The organism is Paenibacillus taichungensis, assembly GCF_050994985.1.
In the GTDB taxonomy this organism is placed as follows: Bacteria; Bacillota; Bacilli; order Paenibacillales; family Paenibacillaceae; genus Paenibacillus; species Paenibacillus taichungensis.
Genome location: NZ_CP194720.1, coordinates 4,409,434 through 4,428,716, shown reverse-complemented (window position 1 = coordinate 4,428,716; position 19,283 = coordinate 4,409,434). Strand labels below are relative to the sequence as shown.

The window sequence follows — 19,283 nt, the reverse complement described above, 5'->3', positions numbered from 1 at the left end:
TTTCGGGCAGTTCTCTGTGCATATACAGCGCCAAGCTGACCATGCATAGATCGCCACATGCGAGACGTCATCCCTGATCCTGACCCAAGGATTGGGGATTTTATTTTTTCGGAACACAAATTCAAGCGGAATTGGGACAGGAGCACTACTCACTAGAATGGATAGAGAAGGGGAGAATGAACACAATGAATTTCAAGACATGGAAAGGCGTAGCGTCACTGCTGAGCGCAGCGATGCTGGCACTGACGTTGGCCGGATGTGGTACAACAACAACGAACGAGGGCACAGGAACCTCGCAACCTGCACAGGAGCAATCCCAGGAACAGGCGCAGACAGATCTCAAAACACAATATCCACTCACGGTTACAGATGCTACGGGTGAATCATTTACCTTTGACAAAGCACCAGCCAAAATCGTATCTGTATCTCCAGCTGAAACGGAATCCCTGTTCGCACTCGGATTGGACGAGCAGATCGTAGGGGTATCCGACTATGACGATTATCCGGAAGCAGCAACAAAGAAACCAAAAATGGGCGGCATAACAAAGCCTAATGAAGAGTCTATCATTGCGGCTGAAGCAGATATCGTATTTACAGGTATCTCGATGAGCGAAGAGTCTGTTAAGAAACTGCGCGATCTGGGCATTACCATTTTCAAAACAGATCCTAAATCAGTGGATGATGTGATGAATAACATTGAAACATTTGGTAAAATCACGGATCATCAGGAAAAAGCACAGGAGATCACCACTCAGATGAAACAAGATGTGGCTGATGTAACTGAAGCTGTGAAGGCAGTTAAACCAGAAGAAAAGAAAAAAGTATATGTTGAGTTCTCCCCAGGCTGGACTGTGGGTAAAGGCGAATTCATGGATGAATTGATCACACTGGCCGGAGGAAACAACGTAGCTTCCGACTTGACTGGCTGGAATCAGATTAATGAAGAGAACATTATTGCTTCTAACCCGGACGTCATTCTGTATGCGAACGATGTTATTGATGAAAATTCCAAAACATTGGATCAAATCATCAAAGCACGCAGCGGATGGGATCAAATCACGGCTGTGAAGAACGATGCAGTCATCGGTCTAGATGCCAACCTGTTAAGCCGTCCGGGACCACGGGTAACCCAAGGTCTGAAAGAAGTAGCCAAAGCGATCTACCCTGATCTGTTCAAATGAGTAAAAAGCTGGCAGTGTACGGAACGGCCGGAATTGTGCTGCTTGTGTTAACCGTGCTCATCTGCACGGGCATCGGTTCGGTTGCCCTGCCTGCCTTGGACATTGCAGGCATCTTGCTTCATCGCATTCCCTGGCTGGGCGACTGGATTGTTCCTGACTGGAATACAGCAGCAGAACAGATTATATGGAAGGTCAGATTCCCACGTGTACTGCTTGCCGTGCTTGTAGGTGCATCGCTGGCGATTGCCGGAACTGGATTCCAGGGGGTTCTTCGTAACCCTCTGGCTGATCCGTTTACCCTGGGCGTATCGTCCGGTGCATCGGTAGGTGCGGCTTTTCTGATTTTTTTCGGATTGCAGTATGCACTGATTGGGATCTGGACTCTGCCACTGGTCGCGTTTCTGACGGGAGTAGTCACACTGTGGTTTGTGCTGGCCCTCGCTCGTGAGGGACGCAAAATACCGACACACAGCCTCATTCTGGCTGGCGTGGTCATGCAAAGTTTCCTGGGAGCCGTAGTCTCCTTCCTGTCGACCATGTCGAAGCAGACAATCAATGAAATTATATACTGGACGATGGGAAGTCTGGCACTGCGTGGGTGGTCGTATACGGCCATCCTTTTCCCGTATTTTGTGCTGGGGCTGATTTTCCTCTGGAGCCGTGCGCGTTCGTTGAATGTGCTTGCCTTGGGGGAACGACAGGCTGCTCATATCGGGGTTAAGGTGGATGGATTGAAACTGTCGGTGTTAGCTGTGGGTACGCTGCTTACCGCAGGCGCTGTCTCCGTATCCGGCGTGATTGGCTTCGTCGGCTTGGTCATTCCGCATATTCTTCGGCTCATTGTCGGACCTGATTATCGCTTGCTGGTGCCTTTGTCAGCGATTGGGGGAGCCATCTTCATGGTCTGGGCAGATACGATTGCACGCTCATTGCTGGCTCCAACCGAAATTCCGCTGGGTGTGGTTACGGCTTTTGTTGGAGCGCCATTCTTTGCGTATCTGCTGCACCGGAACAAAAAGCTGCGGAAGGGGATGATGCCATGAGTACATTCATGAAAACAGACCTTACCAAGAGTCGGCCGATGATAGAAGTCAAAGAAGCTGGTAAAATGTATGGTAACCATCGGGCTCTGCATGCGGTGGACTGGCAAGTCACAGAGGGTGAATGGTGGGGCGTTGTTGGTCCAAACGGCAGTGGAAAATCGACCCTGCTTCAGCTACTTGCCGGAACCGAACAGCCGAACGTAGGCAGCATACAGATTGATGGACGCGACATTTCCTCATACACCCGTAAAGATCTGTCGCGCATGATTGCTGTCTTGCAGCAGGATGGACTGCCGGCCATCTCTTATCCCGTAAGGGATGTTGTCGAGATGGGACGTTACCCTTACCAGAACTGGCTTGGCAAAGAATCGTCGGATGGAGCAGCGGTAGTTGATAAGGTGTTAGAGGAGTTGGGTCTGAGTGACATGGCCGAACGACCTTTGGATGCACTGAGTGGCGGGCAACGGCAGCGGGTTGCGCTTGCCAAAGTCATGGCTCAGGAACCCAGGCTATTATTGCTGGACGAGCCAACCACCTTTCTCGATATCAAATATCAATTGCAATTCATGGAGTTGTTATCAGCGTGGCGTCAAAAAAATCATATTACGATTGTGGCGGTGCTGCATGATCTGAATCTGGCCGCGCAATTTTGCGATCATATTCTGGCGCTGCGTGACGGGACTTGTGTAGGCAGTGGCACACCCCATTCGTTGATGACGGAAGAGAACATTCGGGAGATCTTCCGGGTGAGCCCGGCCATGGTGAATCATCCCGACAATGGATTGCCACAGCTTTTGCTAAGACGAGAGAAGAAATGAATGAGGCGGGGGAGACCCCATATTTTGATAAAGGAAGTGCTGGCTGTATGAATAATGAACAGGTGTTGGAACAGTTAATGGGTCGGATCGTGGGTCCACATGAGGCAGTTGCGGCTGAGGCTTCCGCGCATGTGGATGCATTGACGAAGCCTCCCGGCAGTCTGGGCAAGCTTGAACAGCTAGTTATTCGTCTGGCGGGAATCACCGGTGAGGCTCGGCCTTGCTTTGATCGAAGAGCTGTCATCGTTATGGCTGCGGATCATGGGGTGGTTGAAGAAGGGATTAGCGCTTTTCCTGCTGAGGTAACGCCGCAGATGGTCCTGAATTTCCTGGCAGGGGGAGCGGCTGTCAATGTGCTTGCGCGCCACGCTGGAGCTCATGTGATCTGTGTGGATATCGGCGTGAATGCGGATCTGGATCATCCAGAACTGGTCTCCCGCAAAGTCCGCAAAGGAACAGCCAACATGGCGAAGGGTGCTGCAATGACCCGGGGCGAAGCGATTGAGGCCATTCTTGCAGGAGCTGAAGTGGTCTCCACCGAGGTTGCGAAGGGAATGCAGTTGTTTGTGACCGGAGAGATGGGGATCGGGAATACAACTGCTAGCGCTGCGGTGATGTGTGCATTAACCGGAACAGCACCTGCTTCAGCGGTTGGCCGGGGAACAGGCGTAGATGATATCGGTTTGCAGCGCAAAGCCGCAGTAGTCAGCCAAGCCCTCAGCGTGAATGCTCCGAATGCAGACGATGCACTCGATGTACTGTGCAAAGTGGGCGGACTGGAGATTGCTGGACTGACAGGCGTGATTCTCGCTGCTGCTGCAAACGGATGCCCCGTTGTCGTGGATGGATTTATCTCCACCGCTGCCGCGTTGATTGCGAGTCAGCTTGCTCCGCTCAGTAAAGAATACATGATTGCTTCCCACACATCGCATGAAAGTGGACATGCAGCGTTGCTGCGTGAGCTGGGTCTAAAGCCCATGCTGGATCTGGACATGCGACTGGGTGAAGGTACCGGAGGCGTTCTTAGTCTTCATCTGATTGATGCATCATGCCGCATTCTGAATGAGATGGCGACATTTGCAAGTGCGGGTGTATCTGGGGGCACCAACGAGACTCAACCTACGGAGTCTTCATCAGCTTCTGCTGATTCCTCTGTACAAGGAGAGGTATCCTCATGAGTGTACTCGTGACAGGCGGGGCGCGAAGTGGCAAAAGTTCGTTTGCCGAGCGTCTCTGTATGCAGCGATCCTCTGAGGCTTGGTATGTCGCTACGGCTCAGGCTTATGATGACGAGATGCGCGAGCGTATACGCCTGCATCAGAGCCAGCGGGATGAAGCAGGATATCTATGGCATACGGTGGAGGAACCGCTGGCATTGCCTGAGTTAATTACACGCATGGGAGAGTCCCATACAGGTACGTCTGCACCGACCGTTCTGGTAGATTGTCTGACACTATGGCTCAGCAATGTGCTGTTAGCGCATGAACATGAACCGGTGCAGGTGCTGTACGATCATATGGACGCGCTGATGGTGGCCATCCAGTCGTACCCGGGTCTGCTCGTGCTTGTCACCAATGAAGTAGGGGACGGTATTGTGCCGGAGTATGCGCTGGGCAGAAGATATCGGGATCTGGCGGGCATTCTCAATCAGCGGATTGCAGCGATTTGCCGCGAAGTTTTTCTGGTGACAGTAGGTATTGCGATTGAGCTGAAAAGCAGGGAGTATCGTTTATGAGTAAAGGCGATCTTGAACAAAAACATGCGGCTGCGGCCGCTTTTCAATTTCTATCCCGGTTTCCGGTAAAAATGCAGCTTGATTTCGCCCCGCCATTATTGCGGGAAAGTGTAGTGTATTACCCGCTGGTTGGTGCGATCATCGGATTATGCGTTTGGCTGGGCGGAGCCCTGACGGGTGCACTGCTTCCATCGTTTCCCGCAGCGGTGTTAACCTTGACGTTATGGGTATGGCTAACCGGAGGCCTTCATTTGGATGGCTGGATGGATACGGCAGATGGGCTGCTTAGTTATCGCACCCGTGAGCGAATGCTGGAGATTATGAAAGACAGCCGCGTCGGGGCCATGGGCGTGATCGCCTGTGTCCTACTGTTGATGATGAAAGCGTCATTGATTGCTGACTTTATCGCACGTGGCAACTGGGCTTATGGAGCTTTGCTTATCCTGCCGATGATCTGGAGCCGTTGGTTCATGGTGTATGCCATGGCGGCCTGGCCGAATGCCCGCAAGGACGATGGACTCGCTGTCCTGTTCAAGGGATTGGGGGAACGGAGGGAAGTCCAGCGTGCGCGCAGCTCCGCGGTTGGGCTAACCATTCTGGCAGGTGTGATCACATGGGCAGTGGTATGGATCTTCCAGCCGGAGACAGCCATGTTCCAATTACTGGCGACGGAGAATGGATTGGGGACGTTACCATGGTGGCTATATCCCGTTGCAGCCATCATTGTGGTGCCACTGGCTGGTTATGTGATTGGCAAATTCGTTGCCGGGCGTATCAGCGAAAGGCTGGGTGGACTTACAGGGGACACATATGGAGCCATGAATGAGCTGCTTGAGGCCGCACTGCTAACGGTACTTAGTCTGTTACAGGGATTCTTTTTGATATAACGCTGAGAGTGGTGGTGAGGGAACGTGGAAGATACTTCTGCACAAACGTCCGAACAAAAGGCAGCAGTATTAATGCTGCAAGGGACGGCGTCAGATGTGGGAAAAAGCGTAATTACGACGGCTTTATGCCGAATATTCAAGCAGGATGGCTTCAGGCCGGCTCCGTTCAAATCACAGAACATGGCACTGAATTCTTACGTCACGGAAGACGGCAAGGAAATCGGAAGAGCCCAGGGAGCACAAGCCGAGGCATGCGGCATTGAAGCGACAACGGATATGAATCCAATCCTGATCAAGCCGGTTCGGGATATGCATTCTCAAATTGTCGTGCACGGTGTGCCTCTTACACAGATGAGTGCGTGGGATTACAGGCAGCATTTTCTACCCGAAGCCAAACAAACGGTCATGGATGCACTGAATCGGTTACGCGCGACATATGATATTGTGCTGATGGAAGGTGCAGGCAGTCCTGCGGAGATCAATCTGAAGGATCGGGATATCGTTAATATGAATCTGGCGGGCTGGGCGGATGCTCCGGTTATTCTGATTTCGGACATTGATCGTGGCGGTGTCTTTGCCTCCATTGTAGGTACTCTGGAGCTGCTTGAGCCGCATGAGGTTCAGCGTGTAAAAGGATTCATCATCAACAAGTTTCGTGGAGATCTGTCCTTGCTGCAGCCTGGGTTGGACTGGCTTGAAGAACGGACAGGCATTCCTGTATTGGGCGTATTGCCTTACATAAGTGATATTCAGATTGAAGCGGAAGACTCCGCGGTGCTGGACTCCATGCGACACGGCAAATCCGGTCAGCAGGAGCTGGACCTGGCAGTAATTCGTTATCCGCGTATTTCAAACTTTACAGACTTTGATGCCCTTTCTAGGGAGCCGGATGTGAATGTACGGTACGTGACTACTCCCGATGAATTGGGGCATCCCGACGCCATTCTGCTTCCAGGTACGAAGGATACGATCGGTGATCTGGCATTTCTGCGTGCGTCGGGACTGGAGCAAGCGATTGCCAGCCAGACGGAGCGTGAACATGTTCAGCTTGTTGGGATATGTGGTGGATATCAGATGCTCGGTCAGCATCTCAAAGATCCATTTGCGGTAGAAGCGAATCAGATTCAGGAAGCCCATGGATTGGGATGGCTGCCCCTATCGACAACATTTCTACAGAACAAACAAACGGTAAGAGCCTCCGGGCATGTTCACAATCATCATCCAATTCGTTTGCCCAAGGAAAGTGATGCAGCAAACTCGTTGAAGATTAATGGATACGAGATTCATATGGGTGTTACCGAGTGTCTTGAGCCTGGACGTGTAACGGCCTTGTTCGAGATCGCCCATCCGGGAGGGCAATCCTTTAATGAAGGGTGGGGAACGACTGACGGCAAAGTGTGGGGAACATACCTGCATGGTTTGTTTGAAAGTGATCAGTTCCGGCGTTCATGGCTCAATGGTCTACGTGAAGGAAAAGGACTTGCTCCGCTACTGGAGACGTACAGCGCACGTGAACGAAAGGAAATGGAGTTTGACCGTGTAGCTGAATCATTACGTTCTTCTTTGGATATGCAGCGTTTATACGAGATTATGGGCGTTCAGCCACCTGAATAAAAAAATGCTTGGGGTAACAGCGATAGGAAGGTTGTTCGATCATCGGAGTGGCGCGTGTAAATATACATTAGTTCAATTTATATAATATGCAGTCCAAAAGAATACCCCCACGCCTGGCGACGTTCTCTGAAATCTGGAACGATGCTGAGCATGGGGGTATTTGAGTATCTAATGTTAAGTTTGATTCGAAAATGGAAACAATGGGTTAAAGGTATTCCGATTAGTTTATTTTGAAGTTCTTCATAGCGGATTGAAGTTCTACCGCTTGTTCATGCAGATGCCGTACGGTACTGGAATGGGAGTCCATCTCATTCAGTTGGAGATCCGCTGTAGAAGCAATCTCTTGCATGCTTTGACGGGACTTGGACGTGATTTGAGCTGTTTCTTCCACGGAAGCACTGACTTGTTCAGCTCCAGCTGATACTTGCTGGGTAGAGGCCGATACCGTCTGAATGGTCAGATTGACGTTCTGAATCAACTCGTTAAGCTGCTGGAACGCAGAGCCTGCCTGTTGAACCACGTGAGTACCTGATCCAATCTCTTGGGTTACCCGGTTCATGGCATCAACGGAACGTTCAGCATCTTCACGGATAGTACCCAGGTAATCGGAGATTTCCTCTGTAGCTGTCTTGGATTGCTCCGCCAGTTTGCGTACTTCTCCGGCAACAACGGCGAACCCACGTCCATGCTCTCCCGCACGTGCTGCTTCAATGGAAGCGTTGAGGGACAGCATGTTAATCTGTTTCGTAATTTCAAAAATGGATTGTACGATGGTCCCTATCGCGATCGAGCGCTCGTTCATCGTTTCTACATAACGCAGAGATTCGCTTGCGGTCTGACCGACACGTTCCATTTGCTGAATGGCATCCTGTGCCAGGCGGTTACCGTTAACAGCTTCGTTCGCAGCATCTCCGATCTGCTCGGATACTTCGGCAGAAGAGGAAGCAATATGCATAATGCCTTGCGTAATTTCTTCCATGGCTCTGGCATTTTCGGCCGCGCTGGAAGCGATGCTTACGCTGCCTTTCTCGGCACTTTCTGCAGAACGACTGGAGTTTTTCACCATACCGGACATGGATTCTACCCGTTTGAGCAAATCATTGGAGCCTTCGACAACTTCATTGGATGTGGAGAGGGCGCGGCTAATCATTTCTTTCAGATTATGAGTCATCGTCTGGAAGCTAGCAGCGAGCTGTGCAATTTCATCCTTACCTTTAATCTGAAGTTCAGCAGTCAGATCTCCTTGTGATATCTGTTTGCTATGTTGAACGAGCTTGATAATCGGTTTGGTTACACGTTTGATCATGCTTGTCGAGATGAGCCATCCGAGCACAAAGACCAATGCTGTGATACCGAGGCACAACCAGAAGATCTGTGCAATCTTGTCCTGAATGAATTGGGCATCCATGCTGACAGCCATGATCATGTTGCTTCCTGCAATCGGTATAAAGGCTGCTTTATGTACACCGAAGGAATCGGCATAAACCTGGCTGATTTCCATTTCTTTTTTCTCAATGGCCTCATTCATTGCTGCTTCTACTTTAATCTCATCTCCGGCTTTCATGCCCGAGGAGGTATTTGCGATGACCACGGTAGCTTTACCATCCTGAATGGACACCACGTATGCTCCGTCCAGATTATGCTCTTTGGCTTTGCCAGCCAAATAGGATTCCACGGTCAGTGCAGCACCCTCAGATCCGGCTCCGCCACTCTGTACTTGCAAAATTTTAGAAGCGGATGTGTTCTTGTATATATCCTGAATGGACGTGCTCAGGACCTTGTCGAACTGTGGAAGCACGTAGCTCTGCATAATATTCATGGAGACAGCATAGAAACTGATACTAAACAACAGGGAAGCAACCAGCAGTACGAGGAACAAAGTGCCTCTAATTTTACCGGCAACGGTGCGGTTTCGAAACATAGGATCATCCTTTCACGTCATGTTCATTAACATTATCGCTTTTCCGTTATCGTAAGACTAAATACCAACGAAGAAAGGCCTAATTTTCACGTTGAGAAAACTTGGGAATAAGCGGATATACCTATATTACAAAATTAACCGGAGGTTGAATACAATAATTTTCACGATTCAGTGTATTTTTTTCAGAAATAGATGAATTTGTTACACGCATATTACATAATATCAATTAATACCTACCAGAATAGTTTGTTATGTGATATATTGTTGAATATCGCTTTTGAGCGAGTAGAAAACCGGAATATCCGGTTACTCACACTGAGGAGGATTTATACAGATGAATACCTTTTTAATCATTTTGAACGTCGTGGTTATGCTCGCTCTTCTGGGTGTCCTGTTCTGGATGCAGAAGAAACATGTTTCGTTTACCAAGCGTGTATTTGCGGGTTTGGGCATTGGGGTTGTATATGGCGTCATTCTGCAACTGATCTACACATCTGATTCTGACATCATTACCAAGTCGGTCGATTGGTTTAATCTGGCCGGTTCAGGATATGTTCGTTTGTTACAAATGGTCGTGATTCCATTGATCATGGTTTCCATCATTTCGGCCATCATGAATCTGAAAGGCAAGCAAAATCTCGGTAAAATGAGCCTTTCGATTATTGCAATCCTGCTCATCACGACAGCGATTGCCGCAAGTGTAAGTATTGTGACTAGCTTGAGCTTCAACCTGACTTCCATTGAGATCGAAGGTGGAGACCGAGAGCTCGCACAGGGGCAGAAGATGGAGGAACGTCTCGTTGACGTGAAGGATCAGACGATTCCACAGCAAGTGCTGGAATTCATTCCGTCGAATCCATTCGCGGACATGACCGGAGAGCGTCGTACATCCACACTGGCTGTTGTTATTTTCTCGGCCTTTATCGGTGTGGCAGTACTGGGATTGGATCGCAAAAAACCACAGCAGGCGGAAACGTTCCGGGGCATGGTTAATGCGGTATATGCGGTGGTTATGCGGATTGTAACGCTGGTGCTGAGGCTGACGCCTTACGGGATTTTGGCGCTGATTACGAAAGTAACCGCCACAACGAACCCGGATGAGATTCTGAAGCTGATCAAATTCGTTATTGCTTCCTACGTGGCGTTGATCGTTATGTTCATCATCCACCTGATTATCATTTCACTGTTTGGATTCAATCCAATTACGTATGTGAAAAAGGTTCTGCCAACACTGATCTTTGCTTTCACATCCCGTTCAAGTGCGGCAGCGATTCCGCTTAACGTGGAGACACAAACGAAGAGATTGGGTGTTTCAGACGGGATTGCGAACCTGTCGGCAAGCTTTGGTGCTACGATTGGTCAAAACGGCTGTGCCGGGATCTATCCGGCCATGCTGGCGGTGATGATTGCTCCTACGGTCGGGATCGACCCGATGAGCTGGGACTTCATCATTACTCTGATCCTGGTAGTCGTGATCAGTTCATTCGGCGTAGCCGGTGTAGGCGGCGGGGCAACCTTCGCTTCCCTGATCGTGTTGTCCACGATGAACCTGCCGGTAGCTTTGGCAGGATTGCTGATCTCGGTTGAACCGCTCATCGACATGGGCCGTACGGCGCTGAACGTGAACGATTCGATGACCGCAGGTCTCGTATCCAGTAAAATTTTGAAAGAAAACGATCAGGATACTTTCAATGATCAAAGTCGTGATCTGGATTCCGCCGTTCAGGTGTAATTCAGATTCATAATAGGCGTATGGCAGTTACTGCCACAAGTCATGCAAGAGCAGCCGTTCTTCGGGTTAATCCGGAGGGCGGCTTTTTGTTTTTAGCATCTGTTGGGTATACCGTAAATATCACCTGAAGCCAGTTGGAGTTATTTAGTGCTGTTCAACCTTGGGGAAATGTGATAGAGTATTCATGTTTTGGCCCAGAGCCAAACCGCGGTTCGTAACCATCCCGCGTAATCAAAACTAGGAAGGCAGTGTATTTATATTGTTTAATTTAGGATGGGGAGCGCTTTTTGTTCTCGTAACGTATGGTTTTTTTCTTTTGTGTTACCGCTTGTTCGGTAAAAAGGGTCTTTATGCCTGGATTGGTGTGGCAACAGTCATTGCCAATATACAGGTGACCAAAACGATAGATATTATGGGTATCGTTCTAACGCTGGGTAATACGATGTATGTTAGCATGTACCTGACCAGTGATCTGCTCAATGAGAAATATGGACCGGGTGAGGCGCGCAAAGCCGTATGGTTCGGGTTCTTCACATTAATCATGACGACAGTGCTGATGCAGATGGTATTGTTCTTTGAGCCAGCATCGACGGATTTTGCACAGGATTCGATGAAAACCCTGTTTGGTCTGCTACCACGGCTAGCACTCGGAAGTCTGACAGCCTATTTCATCAGTCAGTTCCTGGACGTGCGATTGTACACTTGGCTGCGTAAGATGGCGCCAGGGCGCAATCAGTTGTGGATACGTACCAACGGCAGTTCGATCATCAGTTCGTTTGCGGATACACTGGTATTCTGCACGATTGCGTTTGCCTTCATCTATCCATGGGACGTCTGGCTTGAAATTTTCTTGACGACATACGTGATCAAATTTGTATTAACTGCGGTAGGAACGCCGTTTCTATATGCTGCACGAAGCTTTAAATTCAAGGACGAAGCCTAAATTCGTAGTTCATTCGTCCGGAAAATGTTGAAGTCAACACAAAAGTCCCGCAAAGCCATTCATTCATGGTTTCGCGGGACTTTTGGTTAAGGCCAAAAAGGATTAGTCTGTCAGAATTTGCAACTCTTTTGAATAGGACGTCAGCACCTCAACGCCAGTTTCCGTCACAAGTACATCATCCTCGATACGCACACCGCCTGCGCCGGTTACATAAATCCCCGGCTCAATCGTAAACACCGTACCTTCCTCCAGAATGTCCATGTTCTGACCATGCAGTGAAGGATACTCATGCACGTCAATGCCCATTCCATGTCCAACTCTGTGCAGGAAACGTTCGCCGTATCCAGCATCTTCCGTAACCTGGCGTGCTGCACGGTCAATGTCCGCACAGGTGACACCTGGCTTAACTGCCCGAATGGCAGCTTCATTTGCTGCGAGCACAGTGTTATAGATGGTTTTAAGTTCAGGTGAAATGTCACCAAAGGCAAATGTGCGCGTAATATCTGATGCATACCCACCAGCGTAGACACCCATATCAAACATCAACAGATCACCATGCTGCAATTTGCGTTCACCTGGTGTGCCGTGTGGCAAGCCTGTTTTGGGTCCTGTGAGCACCATGGTATCAAAGGAAGGGCCGTCTGCACCCAGTTTCTTCATCTGGTATTCCATTTCGGCAACCAGTTCGATTTCGGTTACACCTGTACGAACGTGAGACAGTCCTTGGCGGAGCGTCTCTTCAATCAGATGAATGGCGTGGCGAATGCGACCGACCTCATCCGGTGTTTTTTTCACACGCAAGGTGCGAAGCAAAGGGCCGACATCTTCAAAGTTGGCAGCGCCCAGTGCGGCGGTCAACTGTTCATAACGTGCGACAGTCACGTATTCTTTTTCGAGACCTACGCGGCCCAGACGTCCTTGATAACGCTCAAATAAGGCGTAAGGATTGTCCGTATCAGTATGCGTGGCAATGTTCGAGACCGAAGAAGCGGCTGCGGCAGCTTCCTCGTCGAGTGCAGGCACGATCAACAGCGGATCTTCGCCCCGTGCAAGGACAAGCCCAAGGAAACGTTCATGCGGATTACTCGCAAAACCTGTTAAATAGTAAATATGTTTCGGATCTGTAATCAGCATGGCGTCCAATCCTTGCGTAGACAGACCAGCTTCCAGCCGGGATAAAGGAGTTTGATTCATTAGTTATATGTCCACCTTTCATTCGTTCTATCTTTCTATTATAGAAGAATGTCGGGGAAATCCAAATGGAGGCGGGAATGATGACCGAAAATTAGCTTTAACTAGCCGTTTGAGTGGCAGGTGGGGAGGGTAATACAGGGCGAAACCGCGTAGGGTTGCCTTACTTATTTATTTACTTACTTTAGAAATGGACAGTCCCTTGAAACTGGGATTACACGATATAACATCGACATTAGAAGGGAGATGTATTCATGAATAATCGACTAAGCGTTCCGTTATATGCTTCTTTACTCAGTATGGCTTTGCTAACTGCTTGTGCTTCGGGTGACCCGACGACAGAGTCGCAGCAAACGTCACAAGGACAGGGTACAGGTCAGGGACAGACAGCGGAAGGTGGTAATAACAGTGCTGGTGGTGGGGAAGAGGAAACAGATGAAAATGCTGTAATTCCTTACGAGGCTTCCGTGCTGGTCGACGGACTCAATGTACCTTGGGAGTTGGTAAGCGTGCCTGATGGACGGATGTTTGTAACAGAGCGACCGGGTACCATTCGGGTCATCGAGAACGGAGAGCTGGCATCTGAACCTCTGATTGAATTTTCTGCACCGTTTAATGAAGAAGGGGAAGGTGGCCTGCTTGGACTTGCTGCTGATCCGGACTTTGACAATAATGGCTATCTGTATGCATACCATTCTTATCTGGAAGGTGGTGGTGACATTGCCAATCGGGTGTTGCGTTTGAAAGTGAGTGATGGGAAAGCGACCATAGACAAGGAGCTGCTCCGTGACATTCCTGGCGGCGTGAATCACAATGGAGGACGGATCAAGATTGGCCCGGACAATCTGCTTTATATTACGACAGGTGAACGGTACGAACCGGAGCTGGCCCAGAACGAAGATAGCTTGGGTGGCAAAATATTGCGGATTGGTCTCGACGGATCGATCCCAGAAGATAACCCTTGGCCTAATTCACCGGTGTACAGCATGGGGCATCGGAACGCACAGGGCCTGGCTTGGAACCTGGACAATGGCTATCTGTATGCCACAGAGCATGGGCAGCGTAATTTTGATGAAATTAACCGGATTGAAGCTGGTGAGAATTATGGCTGGCCAGAGGTAGAGGGAGACGATGATAAGAATGGCACATATCAGGCTCCGCTTGCCCATAGTGGAGATGAAACATGGGCTCCATCGGGCGTAGCCTTTATAGAGGAAGGTCCTTGGGCCGGATCACTACTTGCTGCCAATCTGCGGGGTGAACAACTGCTTAAAATTACTCTGTCCGAAGATGGTACACAAGTAACGCAGGTAGAGACGATTTTTAAAGACGAGTGGGGACGTATTCGCAATGTGACTTCTGGAGAAGACGGGAAGTTATACGTGCTCACGAACAACCGGGATGGCAGGGGATCTCCACGCGATGGAGATGACCAACTGATCGTTTTGACGCCGAAACCGTAACATTTATAATAGAAAAGGGGTTGTCCCGCCATGTTTATGACGTATGGGACAGCCCCTTCGCTTCAATATTTACGTAAATTTAAGTTAGTTGCAGGTACCAATTAGTCCGCACTTTCCGCGAGTTCGGCAATGCGCCGACTCGGCTCATCGGTGTACTCGCCACCATGGTAACAAAGTACCTTCTCCAGCTTCAGGCCAAGCAGCCTTTTCAAGCTGCGAAGTGCTTCAGGCATGTCCGGTGTTGCAGGTGGAGCAGGACCCACCAATTCATCATCGACCACACGCAATTCATCGGCAGCGAGCAGGAATTGTTGCTCCCGGAAGTACAAGCAGATATGTCCAGGGGTGTGTCCTGGTGTATGAATGACCTGGATACCACCTTGTAGAGGCAGCATGTCACCGTCCTCTAACACTTTGGATATTTTGAACTCAGTCCGCTGTGAGATCAATTGTTCCGCCAGCTCCGCTATAGGTTCAGGCAGCAACGCTTTGCGTTCTGGCGTGAACTTGATCATGGGCTCTTTGCCCGTGATAAACGGAATTTCATCGCTATGCGCCCAGATTTCCACTTCCGGAATAGCATTCACCAAGGCACCAAGATTACCAATGTGGTCTATATCGGAATGGGTTACAATAATGCGCTTGATATCAGATAGCTGAACGCCTTCATGCTCCAGTGCGGACTGAAGTTCGGCGAATTGGCCAATCATGCCTGTATCCACAAGCGTAATGCCATCTTCATCGCGCAACATAACAGGGTAGATCGGGTTTTTACCCGCAGGTGTAACAATATGAAGATTTAGAACCGTAATATCCATGGGTTGATTGTTCATATTTGTTTCCGGAGCGAATCCGGAGCACCTCCTTTGTCGTGTATGACCATTTGCATGTATCATGTATTCGTCAGTTCTCTGGCTGATTATATTTCAAGTGTTTTCTATACTTCTTCACCGTATCCAGGGTGGATTCAAACTCTTGCTTTGCATCGTGATTTTCTCTAATAATGGAAGCATAAGAAAAGTTGGAGTGAATAAGTTTATTTCTCAGTTGAAACACTTTGGCTATTTCTTCTTCAATTTTCTCTTCTTCCGATTTTAGGAACAGATGCTGATTTTTCAATTCAGCCTGAAGGATCTCGATATTGGATAATGAGCGGTATGCAGGAGTTTTCATCAACTGGATCGAATTAAATTTTTTTTGATACGTTTGTTGGTATAGTTGATTCAGCAGGTCTTCAATGATCGAGCATAATTCAATCGTCCATGAACTGTATTTTCGTTCTTTCCGTTTTTGGGTAAGCTCACCAATCTCTTCATCGTTCCACAGTTTATCTTTTTCATACAGGGATGAGTCTATCTTTTGCTGGAGATTATGAGCTTCCTGTTCGATGAGTGCAATCTCAAGTTTCGCTTCTTTTTTCAGTTTCTTGAAGTCTTCTTTGGTTAGCATACGTATCCTCCCTATAAGACCAATATGTGATCTTTCAATTATCTCATATTGACGTCAGCAGTGCTTTAAAAACAAGAGGATGACTGTCTCAAAATATGAAGAACCTCTGGTTCAGAAGGGAAGTACCTGATGTCCATTCCAACAGCCGTTGTTACGGGAGCCAACTCAGGCATGGGTCTGGCAACCACCATTGAACTTGCAAGGCAAGGGTATCACGTGATTATGGCATGCCGCAGCGAGAAGCGCGGACAGCAGGCACTGGAGGAGGCACTGCGTCAGTCCGGCTCTACTGCGATTGAACTGATGCTGTGTGACCTGGGGTCACTGGAGAGCATCCGCCATTTTGCCCAATCCTTCCGTGAGCGTTACGACACACTTGACGTTCTCGTTAATAATGCGGGTGTCGTCATGTTGAAGCGCCAGGAAACCTCTGACGGTTTCGAACAAGCCATCGGTATTAACCATCTTGGACATTTCCTGCTTACCTTACTCCTGATCGAACCTTTGAAGTCTGCGAAGCAGGGGCGTATAGTGAATGTTTCGTCTGGTGCCTACAAAGCCGGGAAAATCCATTTCGAAGATCCCCATCTGCACAAAAGTTACAATCCAATCAAAAGTTACGCTCAATCCAAGCTGGCTAACGTGTTGTTCACACGTGTTCTGGCCCGCAAATTAGCGGATACCCGAATCACGGTCAACTGCCTCCATCCCGGTGCGGTGGGTACAAGTATTGGCGTAGACCGCAATACCGGTTTTGGCACACGCATTATGGCTTTGGTGGGCAAACTACCGTTTTTCCTTTCACCAGAAGAAGGGGCACAAACGGCCATCTATCTCGCCACAAGCCCCGAAGTCGCCGGGGTAACCGGGCGTTACTTTTATCAACAAAAGGACCAGGAACTGAAAGCCCATGCGCTGGATGCGGCAGATGCTGAGCGTTTCTGGACATGGAGTGAAGAGCAAGTTGGACTTAGACCCGAAGAGAAATTGTAACTACTGACTGTTTGAAGCGGCAGATGCTGCTTACTTGTTTCCACATAATTAGAGGCAGCCGTTTTCCATACTAACGGGCTGCCTCTAAAGTTAAGTTCCAGCCAATTCCTAATTAAGCGCTCAGGCTTTGGCCTTCACAGCTTGCTGAATCAGCTCCATAAATGCTTCAATGCGATGAATGCCTTGATCGCCCTGACCGTATGCACGGACAGAGGCGGATGAGGCATTTTTCTCATTTTCCCCGAGCACGAGCGAGTAAGGCACTTTTTCCATCTGAGCTTCACGGATTTTGTAGCCGAGCTTCTCACTGCGCAAGTCTGTTTCTACCCGAATACCGGCAGCCCGCAGCTGGTTCTGAACTTGAAGCGCATAATCTGCGTAATGATCTGACACTGGCAGCAGCTTCACTTGCACGGGCGCGAGCCAGAGCGGAAATGCACCTGCATAATGTTCAGTCAGGATGCCGATGAAACGATCAATTGAACCATAGATGGCACGGTGGATCACGACAGGACGGTGTTTCAGGCTATCCTCGCCAATATAAGTGAGATCGAACTTCTCGGGCATTTGGAAATCGAGTTGAATTGTTCCACACTGCCAGCTGCGCTTCAGTGCATCGAGAATGTGGAAGTCAATTTTCGGACCGTAAAAGGCACCATCACCCTCGTTAATGCGGTATTTCACACCGCGCCGATCAAGTACATTCTGCAATGCTCTTTCTGCTTGATCCCACAGCTCTTCCGATCCCATGGAATCTTCCGGACGAGTGGACAACTCAATGTTGTACTCAAATCCAAAGATGTCGTACATACGTCCGATCAATGAAATCGCCTGGTTAATCTCTTCCTCGATCTGCTCTGGCATCACATAGAGATGGGCATCATCCTGACAGAAAGTCCGCACCCGCATCATGCCGTTCAGAGCGCCTGAGAATTCATGGCGGTGGACCTGACCGAATTCCATCATACGAATCGGCAGCTCACGATAGGAATGGAGTGTATTTTTGAAAATCAGCATGTGTCCCGGGCAGTTCATAGGTTTCAGGGCAAAAGTCGCATCGTCCACTTCCGAGAAATACATATTGTCCTTGTAATGTTCCCAGTGCCCCGATTGCTCCCACAGACGGTTGTTCATCATGAGGGGAGTACGAACTTCCTGATAGCCTTCCTGCAGCTGCAATTCACGGGAGAATTGCTCCAGTTCTGTACGAACAGTCATGCCTTTGGGCAGATAGAACGGCATACCGGGTGCTTCTTCAGAGAACATGAACAGTTCAAGCTCCTTACCCAGTTTGCGGTGATCTCGTTTTTTCGCTTCTTCCAGCATGTGTAGATGTTCATCCAATTGGGCTTTGCTCGGGAAAGCAGTGCCGTAGATGCGCTGCAGCATTTTATTGTCCGAGTTGCCGCGCCAGTATGCACCTGCCACATTCAGCAGTTTGAATGCTTTGATCCGACCAGTGGACGGAAGATGAGGGCCGCGACAGAGATCGAAAAACTCTCCTTGGTCATAAATGGAAAGCTCAGCGTCCTCCGGTAAATCCTGAATAAGTTCAAGCTTATACGGGTCCTGAATCTCTCCAAAGATGCGAAGTGCTTCCTCCCGGCTAACTACCCGGCGGCTAATTTTCTCATTTTCTTTTATGATTTTGTTCATTTCTTGCTCAATGGCAGCCAAATCACTGATCGATAGAGCATGTTCCAGATCGACATCGTAATAGAATCCATCTTCAATGACAGGCCCGATGCCCAGCTTGACTTGTTCCGCACCGTAGATGCGTTTGAGAGCCTGCGCGAGTACATGAGCTGTGCTGTGTCGGTAACGATACAGACCTTCCGCGCTGTCCAAAGTAACGATGACGAGTTCACAATCTTGCTCAAGCACCCAGTCGAGATCGACATTCTTACCATTCACGATTCCGCCGATGGCTTGTTTACCCAGACTTGTGCTGATGGATGAGGCGACCGCTCCTACAGTGATGCCTGCGTTGTAAGAACGTACAGCTCCGCCTTGCAGGCGAATTTCAATCGGATGCCCGGGTTGCTGTTGGTCATTCGATTGGTTGCTGGATTGACTGTTATTATTCGGATTACTCATGTGAACCACTCTCCAATATTCAAATTTGAAGCGCAAAAAACACCCGTCCCGGAAAAGGGACGAGTGCGCTCAGCTCGTGGTTCCACCCTAATTTGGTTATGAATGCTCATGAAAACGACCAGCCGCCGCAAACAAGAACATCATAACCCTCATTGGAATCCGTTATCGGGGATCAGGCGGTGAACTCTACTGACAGCTTTGTCCGGAATTCGTGAA

The 19,283-nt window shown here is 49.2% G+C and carries 16 protein-coding genes; 11 read left to right on the top strand and 5 right to left on the bottom strand.

The window, feature by feature from the left end; translation table 11 throughout:
* Positions 1-176 precede the first annotated feature (176 nt).
* The 7 genes from ACR1R9_RS19975 to ACR1R9_RS19945 all read left to right on the top strand — a co-directional run bounded on the left by ACR1R9_RS19975 (position 177) and on the right by ACR1R9_RS19945 (position 7,278).
* Positions 177-1,181, top strand: a complete 1,005-nt coding sequence (locus ACR1R9_RS19975) for an ABC transporter substrate-binding protein (RefSeq protein WP_076291751.1) — start codon at positions 177-179, stop codon at positions 1,179-1,181.
* Positions 1,178-2,224 carry a FecCD family ABC transporter permease gene (locus ACR1R9_RS19970; RefSeq protein WP_179265481.1) on the top strand — a complete coding sequence of 349 codons (1,047 nt, stop codon included), beginning with the start codon at positions 1,178-1,180 and terminating at the stop codon, positions 2,222-2,224. The genes ACR1R9_RS19975 and ACR1R9_RS19970 overlap by 4 nt, the downstream gene beginning before the upstream one ends.
* The gene (locus ACR1R9_RS19965) at positions 2,221-3,042 is read left to right on the top strand and encodes an ABC transporter ATP-binding protein (RefSeq protein ID WP_409347686.1); all 822 of its coding nucleotides are present in this window, start codon (positions 2,221-2,223) and stop codon (positions 3,040-3,042) included. Before ACR1R9_RS19970 ends, ACR1R9_RS19965 begins: the two co-directional genes overlap by 4 nt.
* Positions 3,043-3,089: 47 nt before the next feature.
* Complete coding sequence (gene cobT / locus ACR1R9_RS19960; RefSeq protein WP_433948903.1) at positions 3,090-4,220, top strand: nicotinate-nucleotide--dimethylbenzimidazole phosphoribosyltransferase; 1,131 nt, start codon at positions 3,090-3,092, stop codon at positions 4,218-4,220.
* Positions 4,217-4,777 (top strand): bifunctional adenosylcobinamide kinase/adenosylcobinamide-phosphate guanylyltransferase, encoded by a 561-nt coding sequence (gene cobU / locus ACR1R9_RS19955; RefSeq protein WP_433922893.1) that lies wholly within the window; start codon positions 4,217-4,219, stop codon positions 4,775-4,777. Before cobT ends, cobU begins: the two co-directional genes overlap by 4 nt.
* Positions 4,774-5,664, top strand: coding sequence for an adenosylcobinamide-GDP ribazoletransferase (gene cobS, locus ACR1R9_RS19950; RefSeq protein ID WP_433922894.1), 891 nt, complete (start codon positions 4,774-4,776; stop codon positions 5,662-5,664). Before cobU ends, cobS begins: the two co-directional genes overlap by 4 nt.
* Positions 5,665-5,736: 72 nt before the next feature.
* Positions 5,737-7,278 carry a cobyric acid synthase gene (locus ACR1R9_RS19945; protein WP_433923680.1) on the top strand — a complete coding sequence of 514 codons (1,542 nt, stop codon included), beginning with the start codon at positions 5,737-5,739 and terminating at the stop codon, positions 7,276-7,278.
* Positions 7,279-7,498: 220 nt separating this feature from the next.
* On the opposite strand, the gene ACR1R9_RS19940 is transcribed toward ACR1R9_RS19945, so the two are convergent.
* Positions 7,499-9,199, bottom strand: coding sequence for a methyl-accepting chemotaxis protein (locus tag ACR1R9_RS19940; protein WP_076291756.1), 1,701 nt, complete (start codon positions 9,197-9,199; stop codon positions 7,499-7,501).
* A gap of 334 nt (positions 9,200-9,533) precedes the next feature.
* On the opposite strand from ACR1R9_RS19940, the gene ACR1R9_RS19935 reads away from it, so the two are divergent.
* Both ACR1R9_RS19935 and ACR1R9_RS19930 read left to right on the top strand, forming a co-directional pair.
* A complete protein-coding gene (locus ACR1R9_RS19935; protein WP_090894530.1) occupies positions 9,534-10,931 on the top strand; it encodes an L-cystine transporter in 1,398 nt (465 codons plus the stop codon).
* A 259-nt stretch (positions 10,932-11,190) separates the two neighbouring features.
* Positions 11,191-11,874: a queuosine precursor transporter gene (locus ACR1R9_RS19930; protein ID WP_175383764.1), complete on the top strand. Its 684-nt coding sequence runs from the start codon at positions 11,191-11,193 to the stop codon at positions 11,872-11,874.
* Positions 11,875-11,976: 102 nt separating this feature from the next.
* On the opposite strand, the gene ACR1R9_RS19925 is transcribed toward ACR1R9_RS19930, so the two are convergent.
* Complete coding sequence (locus tag ACR1R9_RS19925; RefSeq protein WP_175383765.1) at positions 11,977-13,068, bottom strand: M24 family metallopeptidase; 1,092 nt, start codon at positions 13,066-13,068, stop codon at positions 11,977-11,979.
* 251 nt (positions 13,069-13,319) lie between these two features.
* Between ACR1R9_RS19925 and ACR1R9_RS19920 the strand changes: the two genes are divergently transcribed.
* Entirely contained in the window at positions 13,320-14,528 is a 1,209-nt protein-coding gene (locus ACR1R9_RS19920; RefSeq protein WP_433922895.1) for a PQQ-dependent sugar dehydrogenase, read from the top strand.
* A gap of 101 nt (positions 14,529-14,629) precedes the next feature.
* Here ACR1R9_RS19920 and ACR1R9_RS19915 read toward each other — a convergent pair whose 3' ends face one another.
* Both ACR1R9_RS19915 and ACR1R9_RS19910 read right to left on the bottom strand, forming a co-directional pair.
* Positions 14,630-15,361: an MBL fold metallo-hydrolase gene (locus ACR1R9_RS19915; RefSeq protein ID WP_433922896.1), complete on the bottom strand. Its 732-nt coding sequence runs from the start codon at positions 15,359-15,361 to the stop codon at positions 14,630-14,632.
* A gap of 70 nt (positions 15,362-15,431) precedes the next feature.
* A complete protein-coding gene (locus tag ACR1R9_RS19910; protein ID WP_175383768.1) occupies positions 15,432-15,977 on the bottom strand; it encodes a hypothetical protein in 546 nt (181 codons plus the stop codon).
* Positions 15,978-16,106: 129 nt separating this feature from the next.
* Here ACR1R9_RS19910 and ACR1R9_RS19905 point away from each other — a divergent pair, with 129 nt between their 5' ends.
* Entirely contained in the window at positions 16,107-16,970 is an 864-nt protein-coding gene (locus ACR1R9_RS19905) for an SDR family oxidoreductase (RefSeq protein WP_076291763.1), read from the top strand.
* Between the two features lie 120 nt (positions 16,971-17,090).
* On the opposite strand, the gene thrS is transcribed toward ACR1R9_RS19905, so the two are convergent.
* Positions 17,091-19,067 (bottom strand): threonine--tRNA ligase, encoded by a 1,977-nt coding sequence (gene thrS, locus ACR1R9_RS19900; protein ID WP_433922897.1) that lies wholly within the window; start codon positions 19,065-19,067, stop codon positions 17,091-17,093.
* Between the last annotated feature and the right edge of the window lie 216 nt (positions 19,068-19,283).

Coding starts and splice junctions, on each gene's coding strand:
- ACR1R9_RS19975 (WP_076291751.1), top strand. CDS start 177: ATGAACACAATGAATTTCAAGACATGGAAAGGCGTAGCGTCACTGCTG.
- ACR1R9_RS19970 (WP_179265481.1), top strand. CDS start 1,178: ATGAGTAAAAAGCTGGCAGTGTACGGAACGGCCGGAATTGTGCTGCTT.
- ACR1R9_RS19965 (WP_409347686.1), top strand. CDS start 2,221: ATGAGTACATTCATGAAAACAGACCTTACCAAGAGTCGGCCGATGATA.
- cobT (WP_433948903.1), top strand. CDS start 3,090: ATGAATAATGAACAGGTGTTGGAACAGTTAATGGGTCGGATCGTGGGT.
- cobU (WP_433922893.1), top strand. CDS start 4,217: ATGAGTGTACTCGTGACAGGCGGGGCGCGAAGTGGCAAAAGTTCGTTT.
- cobS (WP_433922894.1), top strand. CDS start 4,774: ATGAGTAAAGGCGATCTTGAACAAAAACATGCGGCTGCGGCCGCTTTT.
- ACR1R9_RS19945 (WP_433923680.1), top strand. CDS start 5,737: ATGCTGCAAGGGACGGCGTCAGATGTGGGAAAAAGCGTAATTACGACG.
- ACR1R9_RS19940 (WP_076291756.1), bottom strand. CDS start 9,199: ATGTTTCGAAACCGCACCGTTGCCGGTAAAATTAGAGGCACTTTGTTC.
- ACR1R9_RS19935 (WP_090894530.1), top strand. CDS start 9,534: ATGAATACCTTTTTAATCATTTTGAACGTCGTGGTTATGCTCGCTCTT.
- ACR1R9_RS19925 (WP_175383765.1), bottom strand. CDS start 13,068: ATGAATCAAACTCCTTTATCCCGGCTGGAAGCTGGTCTGTCTACGCAA.
- ACR1R9_RS19920 (WP_433922895.1), top strand. CDS start 13,320: ATGAATAATCGACTAAGCGTTCCGTTATATGCTTCTTTACTCAGTATG.
- ACR1R9_RS19915 (WP_433922896.1), bottom strand. CDS start 15,361: ATGAACAATCAACCCATGGATATTACGGTTCTAAATCTTCATATTGTT.
- ACR1R9_RS19910 (WP_175383768.1), bottom strand. CDS start 15,977: ATGCTAACCAAAGAAGACTTCAAGAAACTGAAAAAAGAAGCGAAACTT.
- ACR1R9_RS19905 (WP_076291763.1), top strand. CDS start 16,107: ATGTCCATTCCAACAGCCGTTGTTACGGGAGCCAACTCAGGCATGGGT.
- thrS (WP_433922897.1), bottom strand. CDS start 19,067: ATGAGTAATCCGAATAATAACAGTCAATCCAGCAACCAATCGAATGAC.